The sequence below is a fragment of the Paenarthrobacter sp. CM16 genome, assembly GCF_013179505.1.
Taxonomy (GTDB): domain Bacteria; phylum Actinomycetota; class Actinomycetes; order Actinomycetales; family Micrococcaceae; genus Arthrobacter.
Genome location: NZ_JABMCX010000042.1, coordinates 14,927 through 22,634, shown reverse-complemented (window position 1 = coordinate 22,634; position 7,708 = coordinate 14,927). Strand labels below are relative to the sequence as shown.

At 63.9% G+C, this 7,708-nt stretch carries 7 protein-coding genes and 2 tRNA genes; 7 read left to right on the top strand and 2 right to left on the bottom strand.

Features of this window, described 5'->3' with window-relative positions:
- The 5 genes from HP499_RS05645 to HP499_RS05625 form a co-directional block, all read left to right on the top strand.
- The coding region (locus HP499_RS05645; protein ID WP_172322921.1) for an HAD family hydrolase at positions 1 to 483 on the top strand (483 nt) is incomplete at its 5' end.
- Between the two features lie 147 nt (positions 484 to 630).
- A tRNA-Gln gene (locus HP499_RS05640) sits at positions 631 to 702 on the top strand.
- Positions 703 to 828: 126 nt separating this feature from the next.
- A tRNA-Glu gene (locus tag HP499_RS05635) sits at positions 829 to 904 on the top strand.
- A gap of 106 nt (positions 905 to 1,010) precedes the next feature.
- On the top strand, positions 1,011 to 2,792 hold the full coding sequence (locus HP499_RS05630) for a dynamin family protein (protein ID WP_172322920.1): 1,782 nt from the start codon (positions 1,011 to 1,013) through the stop codon (positions 2,790 to 2,792).
- On the top strand, positions 2,789 to 4,408 hold the full coding sequence (locus HP499_RS05625) for a GTPase (RefSeq protein ID WP_172322919.1): 1,620 nt from the start codon (positions 2,789 to 2,791) through the stop codon (positions 4,406 to 4,408). The genes HP499_RS05630 and HP499_RS05625 overlap by 4 nt, the downstream gene beginning before the upstream one ends.
- A 27-nt stretch (positions 4,409 to 4,435) precedes the next feature.
- On the opposite strand, the gene HP499_RS05620 is transcribed toward HP499_RS05625, so the two are convergent.
- Both HP499_RS05620 and HP499_RS05615 read right to left on the bottom strand, forming a co-directional pair.
- Positions 4,436 to 4,972, bottom strand: a complete 537-nt coding sequence (locus HP499_RS05620) for a DUF1697 domain-containing protein (RefSeq protein WP_172322918.1) — start codon at positions 4,970 to 4,972, stop codon at positions 4,436 to 4,438.
- An 8-nt stretch (positions 4,973 to 4,980) separates the two neighbouring features.
- Positions 4,981 to 5,700 (bottom strand): IclR family transcriptional regulator, encoded by a 720-nt coding sequence (locus HP499_RS05615; protein ID WP_014922101.1) that lies wholly within the window; start codon positions 5,698 to 5,700, stop codon positions 4,981 to 4,983.
- Positions 5,701 to 5,822: 122 nt separating this feature from the next.
- Here HP499_RS05615 and leuC point away from each other — a divergent pair, with 122 nt between their 5' ends.
- Both leuC and leuD read left to right on the top strand, forming a co-directional pair.
- Positions 5,823 to 7,274: a 3-isopropylmalate dehydratase large subunit gene (gene leuC, locus HP499_RS05610; protein WP_172322917.1), complete on the top strand. Its 1,452-nt coding sequence runs from the start codon at positions 5,823 to 5,825 to the stop codon at positions 7,272 to 7,274.
- 10 nt (positions 7,275 to 7,284) lie between these two features.
- The coding region (gene leuD / locus HP499_RS05605; protein ID WP_172322916.1) for a 3-isopropylmalate dehydratase small subunit at positions 7,285 to 7,708 on the top strand (424 nt) is incomplete at its 3' end.

The following is a 7,708-nucleotide window of genomic DNA, read 5'->3' as shown; positions in this document are numbered from 1 at the left end:
GGGCACTTCGGTGTGGAACTTGGTGAAGGCGAAGAGTCCCACGCCTGGGTTTCCGAGTATCACCAGCGCCAGACGGCTTATGTGAGGGCATTCGACGACGTCGAAGGGGTCCTCGATGCCCTGGACGCCGCCGGCATTCCCTACGGAGCCGTCAGCAACAACGTGCACGACTACCAGCGCGCCAAACTGGACGGCGCAGGTCTTTCCCGCATCAAGGTGCTCGTGGGCACCGATACTGTGGGCGTGCCGAAGCCGGATCCTGCCATTTACCTCGAGGGCGTGCGCCTTCTGGGCACGTCGGCGGGGGAGACCCTTTACGTCGGGGACAACAGGCTGCTCGATGCTGATGGCGCCTCAGCGGCGGGGCTGATTGGCGTATGGCTCAACAGGACCGGTGAAGTAGTTGAGGAGTTCACCGGGCGCCAAGTGGACTCCCTGACGCGGTTGCTGATGGCGGCGCCGGCAGTCGCTGATACTCACTGATTCACGACTGAAATCATGTGATGCAGGTAACGGCTTCTCGATTTGTGCAGGTGGCAAGACTCCGGTAGAGTCATTACTCGTGCTGAGGGGCACGGAGGGAAAAGCTGAGGGAAACCAAAGCTGGGAACTCCGGTCTGAAAGTCACTTTGGGATATGGTGTAATTGGCAACACTACGGTTTCTGGTACCGTCATTCTAGGTTCGAGTCCTGGTATCCCAGCTCTGAAAATCCGCGTCAACACGCAGGAATTTCGGAAGTTCCGGTCGCTGAAGCGATTTGGAGCGAAGCTGAAAGTATGAAATACTCATTCAGCTTGATCGCCGGAAACGGTGATAAAAAGTGCAAGGCCCCATCGTATAGCGGCCTAGTACGCCGCCCTCTCACGGCGGTAACGCGGGTTCGAATCCCGCTGGGGTCACCATCGAATCCCCCGGAACAACTGTTCCGGGGGATTTCTTTTTGCCTCCGTTTTGCACATAACCACTGGCCAGCGCCCCGGAGGGGGATCGGACTGGCATGATGATGCTGTGACCGCAAACGAAGACCCGGCAGCTACCCGGCAAACCCCCGTACCCGAAGGTGCGGCACGCGCCGTCGAGGCCTTGGAAGCTGCCCGCGCGGAATTGGCGGAAACCACACTGCCGCTGGCCGTGCCGGAGGCGCAGGAAGCCCGCCAATGGATACGCGAATCACTTGCGCAGCTCGATGACTATGTGATTCCCCGGTACCGCAGCTTGGACGCTCCTCTGCTGGCCGTCGTCGGGGGTTCCACGGGGGCGGGAAAGTCCACGTTGGTCAATGCGCTGGTGGGTTACCCCGTCACCAGGTCAGGTGCCATCAGGCCCACCACACGCCAACCCATCCTCCTGCACCATCCCCGGGACGCCGAATGGTTCGAAGGACACCGGATTCTTCCCAGCTTGGATCGTATCCGGGGCACCGTGTCGTCCAATCCGGTGCCGGCCAATCAGGCAGGCGCCGCTCCGGACGCCCACGCCATCACCTCTTTGGTATTGGTGGGGCATGACTCCGTGCCGCAGGGCATCGCGCTCCTCGATGCTCCGGATGTCGACTCGATCTCGGATGACAACCGCAGGCTCGCCGGACAATTGCTCGCCGCCGCTGACCTTTGGGTGTTTGTCACCACCGCAAACCGCTACGCCGACGCCGTTCCTTGGCGGCTGCTCCTGGGTGCGGCGTCGCGCGACATCACCGTAGCCGTGGTCCTGGACCGGGTGCCACCTGCGGCGGAAGAAGAAGTCAGGGCCGACCTCAAGGCCATGCTTGACCGGCAGGGGCTCGGGGCTGCGGAGCTTTTTGTGGTGCCGGAAAGCGCCTTGGACGGGCTGGGCATGCTGCAGGAAGAATCGGTGGAAGGGCTGCGACAATGGCTCGGAGCCTTGGCAGCGAATGCAGCGGGCAGGGCGGAGGTCGCCCGCCGGACGCTAAATGGAGCTGTCAAAGCCGTCAGCGTCCGCTTGGAGGGCATCGCCGAGGCGGCGTCAGCCCAGGATGCGGCTGCTCATGAGCTCCGGGCTATCTGCGTCCAGGAGTATGAGCAGGCGCTTTCCCGCATTCTCGAAGCCACCAAGGACGGTGCTCTGCTCCGGGGAGAAGTGCTGGCACGGTGGCAGGACTTTGTGGGCACCGGAGAGTTCTTCCGGGCCTTGGAGCAGAACATCGGGCGGATGAGGGACCGGGTGGGGGCATTCTTCCGGGGTGAACCGGCTCCTGCTGTGAAGGTGGAGACCGCCATTGAGACCGGACTGCAGGCAGTGATCCTGGATGAAGCAGCCAACGCGGCGGAGAACGTGGACAGGCGGTGGAGATCCGAGGCTGCCGGACGTCACCTCCTTGGTGCCGACGACCTGTCCGGAACGAGCGAGGGCTTCGATGCCAAGTCCGCCGCCGGCATTCGGTCTTGGCAGGAAGGGCTGATGGAGATGATCCGCACCCAGGGCCAGGGGAAACGAACCCAGGCCCGCTGGTTGTCCTTTGGCGTCAACGGACTGGGCGCTGCCCTCATGGTGGTGGTGTTCTCCATGACTGCGGGCTTGAGCGGACTCGAGATCGGAATCGCCGGCGGCACGGCAGTAGTTGGCCAGAAGCTGCTGGAGGCCGTGTTCGGCGAGGATGCTGTGCGTCGCCTTGCACAGCAAGCCCGGGATGACCTGCACACGCAGTGCCAGCGGCTATTGGATGATGAACGGCAGCGTTTCCTGGACCGCCTTGAAGCGGTGCATCCGCGTTCCGGGAACCAGTTGGCCGGACATGCCAAGACCCTGCGCCGCTTGGCAGGAGCCGCATGAGCCGCCACGGCCAGGTCCGCGAGGCCTCCCAGTTGCAGCGCAGGCTGGAGGCCCTTAATACGGCCCGCGAACTCGCAGAAGGCGTGCTTCCGGACGAGAACCTTCAATCGGTCTACGAGGTCTTGGAGCGAGCCACCTCCAGGCGCTCCTTATCGGCCGGACACACGGTGGTGGGATTTTTTGGGGCTACCGGGAGCGGGAAGTCCTCTCTGTTCAATGCCGTGTCAGGAAGCGACCTCGCAACAGCGACGGCGCGGCGCCCCACCACCTCGGCGCCGCTGGCGGGAATATGGGGTGAGGAGGGCAGTGGCCCGCTGCTCGACTGGCTCGATGTCAAGGAACGCCACGCGCTGCCCTCGGTCCCCGGGTTGGCTGACGCGGACACTGGCTTGGTGCTTTTGGATTTGCCGGACTTCGACTCCACCAGGGCAGAGAACCGGGAGATTGCCCAGCGGATGACAGGCATGGTTGATGTCCTGGTGTGGGTTCTTGATCCCCAAAAGTACGCTGACGCCGCGGTGCATAACGACTTCCTTCAGCCCATGGCTTCCCACGGGGCCGTCACCTTGGTTGTCCTGAACCAGGTGGACAAGCTCAGTGCGGCCGACGCTTCTGCAGTCATGGAGTCCCTGAAAGGCATCCTGGAACGTGACGGTCTGGGCAAGGTGCGTGTGGTCGGTGCATCTGCCGTAACAGGCACCGGCGTACAGGACGTCCGTGCGGCCATCAGGAACGTCGTGGTCCAACGGGAAGCAACAACGCGCAGGCTCGCGGCCGACGTCGCCAAAGCCGGCACGGAACTCGCCGGGGCATCCGGTGAAGGTGAAGCCCGTGGCATCACTGCAGGGGCCACAGCGCGGCTGGCCTCTGAATTGGCGACGGCGGCCAACGTGCCGGTGGTGGTGGACGCCGTCCAACGCTCTTTCAGGAGGGAATCGGCCCGAAGAACGGGTTGGCCGGTGACGCGCTGGTTGCTGCGCTTCCGTCCGGACCCTTTGCGGAGGCTGAACCTGGGGCGTGAGGATACCCGGCCCGATCTCAGCCGGACATCCTTGCCGCCTGCCGGTGCGCCGGAGCGGGCACGAACCGATGCTGCGGTCCGGGATTTCGCGGACGAAGCCTCAGCGGGTGCTCCCGGGCCTTGGCGGGCAGCCATCCGCGCCGTTGCGAGGGACGGCAGGGAACAGTTGCCTGATGCTTTGGACCAGGCCATAGCCGGCACGGACCTGAAGACAACGCAGCGGCCGCTGTGGTGGGTGCTGTTTAACACGTTCCAGTGGCTGGCACTGGTGCTGGCCGTTGGAGGCCTGGGCTGGCTGGGGGTCCTGGCAGCGCTGGGCTACTTCCAGATGCCTGTGCCCGAGGTGCCGCGGACGGAGGGATGGCCTTGGCCGACCTTGATGGTGGCCGGGGGAGTCCTGCTGGGAATCGTCCTCGCCATTGCCGGCCGGATCGTGGGCGGATGGGCGGCCACGCTACGGGCCTCCCGGGCCGGGAAGCGGTTGAAGGCTGCAGTGGCGGCCGTTGCCGGGCAAAGGATCGTGGAACCGGTGGACGTCGAGATCACGCGGCTGAAGGCGTTCAATGCAGCGCTGAAGGTGGCACGTTCTGCCTAGGTGCTTAGAGGCTGAAGAGCGCTGAGCCTAGAGGGCTGCTGCCGCATCCCTGACTTTGATGAGGGTGCGCAGGTTCCTGGTGGTAGTGCCGGCTTTGTACCGTGCCTTGGCGGAGAGCCTGCTGAAAGGGCTCTCAAGCGTGCCGCCGGCAGGGGCCAGCCACGCCGACGCCTCCGGGCCCAGGCGCGCCTGTTCCACACCGCCCAAGGCTTCGCCGGCCTCAAAGAGCTCATCCAGCATCGCTGTATCGGATGCCAAGGTGATGTAAGTGTGCGTGGATTTGTCCTCAGCTGGGTAAGGGCAGGCGTCAACCAGTTCGCCCACGCGGGCCGCGGAGAGCACCACCACCCAGGCGTCGTAGCCGAACGTCTTCCGCAGGCATTCCTCGAACTGCTTTTTGACCTCCTGAGCGTTGAGTTCGCTCTGCAGGACCACGTTTCCGCTGGCTAGAAGGGTTTTGACCTTGGTAAACGGGTAGTCCTGGAGGGCAGCTTTGAGGTCCGCCATCTTGATGTTGATGCCACCCACATTGATGCCGCGCAGGAAGACGGCGTAATTGCCCATGCCGATCCTTAGTCGTTGTTCTTCCGCAGGGCTTCGGTCAGCACCCGTGCGGCATTGCAGACTACTTCGGCGTGCAGGCGGCCCGGCTGGCGGGTGAGGCGTTCAATCGGACCTGAGATGGAGACAGCGGCAATGACCCTGCCGGACGGTCCGCGGACGGGGGCCGAGACTGAGGCGACCCCAGGCTCGCGTTCGCCGAGGCTCTGACCCCAGCCCCGGCGTCGTACTCCTGCCAGGACGGTGGGCGTAAAGCGGGCGTTTTGCAGCCCTTCAAGGAGGCGGTCGTGATCTTCCCAAGCCAACAGGACCTGGGCGGCGGAGCCTGCTTTCATGGACAGTTGGGTTCCCACCGGAATGGTGTCGCGCAGGCCGATGGGACGTTCTGCGGAGGCGACACAGACACGCCAGTCGCCTTGCCGGCGGAAGATCTGGGCACTTTCACCAGTAGCGTCCCGCAGTTGGATAAGAACCGGTCCGGCGGACGCGATCAGCCGGTCTTCACCGGCAGCGGACGCGAGCTCCACCAAGCGGCTGCCAAGCACGAAGCGTCCCTGGATGTCGCGGCTCACCAAGCGGTGGTGGACCAGCGCCAGCGCGAGCCGGTGAACCGTAGGCCGGGCGAGGCCCGTGGCCGCTACAAGTTGCGCGAGTGTCGTGGGCCCGGCCTCGAGCGCATCGAGTACCTGGGCCGCTTTATCAATGACACCGACTCCACTAGAATTGTCCATGTAATGATATTGCCGTCTCAATATCTGAGATGCAAGTTCTTTCGCTGGCCTATTTCGCAGCGATGCTGCTTCAGTGGACAAAGAACAATGCAACAAGCCAACGCAGTGAAGGGAGCAAGGCCGTGGGAAAGACACTGGCCGAGAAAGTCTGGGACGCGCACGTGGTGCGCAAAGGTGAAGGCGAAGGAGCCAACGCCCAGCCCGATCTTCTCTTCATCGACCTTCACCTGGTTCACGAAGTGACCTCGCCGCAGGCGTTCGAAGGCCTGCGGCTGGCCGGGCGGCCCCTGCGCCGCGTTGACCTCACCATCGCAACCGAGGACCACAACACTCCCACGCTGGACATCGACAAGCCAATTGCCGACCTCACCAGCCGCACCCAGATTGAAACCCTGCGCGCCAACTGCAAGGAATTCGGCGTGCGCCTCCACTCGCTGGGGGACAAGGAACAAGGGATTGTGCACGTTGTGGGCCCGCAGTTGGGCCTGACCCAGCCCGGTATGACCGTGGTCTGCGGCGACTCCCACACCTCCACCCATGGAGCCTTCGGCGCGCTGGCCATGGGCATTGGTACTTCCGAGGTGGAACACGTCATGGCCACCCAGACACTGTCCCTGAAGCCGTTCAAAACCATGGCCATCAACGTTGAAGGCACCTTGCGTCCCGGCGTGAGTGCGAAGGACATCATCCTGGCGGTCATCGCCAAGATCGGCACCGGCGGCGGCCAGGGCTACGTCCTGGAATACCGGGGCTCGGCCATTCGCGCCCTGTCCATGGACGCGCGCATGACCATCTGCAACATGTCCATCGAAGCCGGTGCCCGCGCCGGCATGGTGGCCCCTGACCAGACCACCTACGATTACATGCAGGGCCGTCCGCATGCGCCGGAGGGCGCCGACTGGGACGCCGCCGTCGAGTACTGGAACACACTCCACACTGACCCCGACGCCTCCTTTGATGTTGAGGTGGACCTGGACGCGGACACCCTGGAACCCTTCGTGACCTGGGGTACCAACCCCGGCCAGGGCGTTTCCCTCTCGGCCAAGGTGCCCTCCCCGGAAGACTTCGGCGACGAGAACGCCAAGGCTGCGGCCGAGCGTGCGCTGCAGTACATGGGACTGGAAGCCGGTACGCCCATGAAGGACATCCGCGTGGATACGGTCTTCCTGGGCTCCTGCACCAACTCCCGCATCGAGGACCTCCGTGCCGCTGCGGACATCATCCGCGGCCGTGAGAAGGATCCCAAGGTCCGCATGCTGGTGGTTCCCGGTTCTGCCCGTGTCCGATTGGAAGCCGAAGCCGAGGGCCTGGACAAGGTGTTCAAGGAATTCGGTGCCGAGTGGCGCTTTGCCGGATGCTCCATGTGCCTGGGCATGAACCCGGACCAGCTGGAGCCGGGAGAGCGCTGCGCATCAACATCCAACCGTAACTTCGAGGGCCGCCAAGGCAAGGGTGGCCGCACGCACTTGGTCTCACCCGTCGTCGCCGCCGCAACCGCTGTGCGTGGAACGCTGAGCTCGCCATCGGACCTTGAGTCCGCCTCGGCCGCCAGCCTGACCGGAACCGCAGTCTAGGAGGATCATCATGGAAGCATTCACCACCCACACCGGCATCGGCGTGCCGCTGCGCCAAAGCAACGTGGACACCGACCAGATCATCCCCGCGGTGTACCTCAAGCGCATCACGCGAACCGGCTTCGAAGATGCCCTGTTTGCCGCCTGGCGCAAGGATGAGTCCTTCATCCTCAACCAGGCCCCGTTCAACGCCGGTTCCGTCCTGGTGGCGGGTCCGGATTTCGGGACGGGTTCCTCCCGTGAGCATGCTGTCTGGGCACTGAAGGACTATGGTTTCAAAGCCGTACTGTCTTCCCGCTTTGCCGATATCTTCCGCGGAAACTCCGGCAAGCAGGGCCTGCTGGCCGCCCAGGTGGCGCAGGACGATATTGAACTCATCTGGAAGGTGCTGGAGAACGCTCCCGGCACCGAGGTCAAGGTTGATCTGGTGAGCA

Excerpts from the sequence above, each read along its gene's own strand:
- HP499_RS05625 (WP_172322919.1), top strand. The coding sequence starts at position 2,789 with ATGAGCCGCCACGGCCAGGTCCGCGAGGCCTCCCAGTTGCAGCGCAGG.
- HP499_RS05620 (WP_172322918.1), bottom strand. The coding sequence starts at position 4,972 with ATGGGCAATTACGCCGTCTTCCTGCGCGGCATCAATGTGGGTGGCATC.
- HP499_RS05615 (WP_014922101.1), bottom strand. The coding sequence starts at position 5,700 with ATGGACAATTCTAGTGGAGTCGGTGTCATTGATAAAGCGGCCCAGGTA.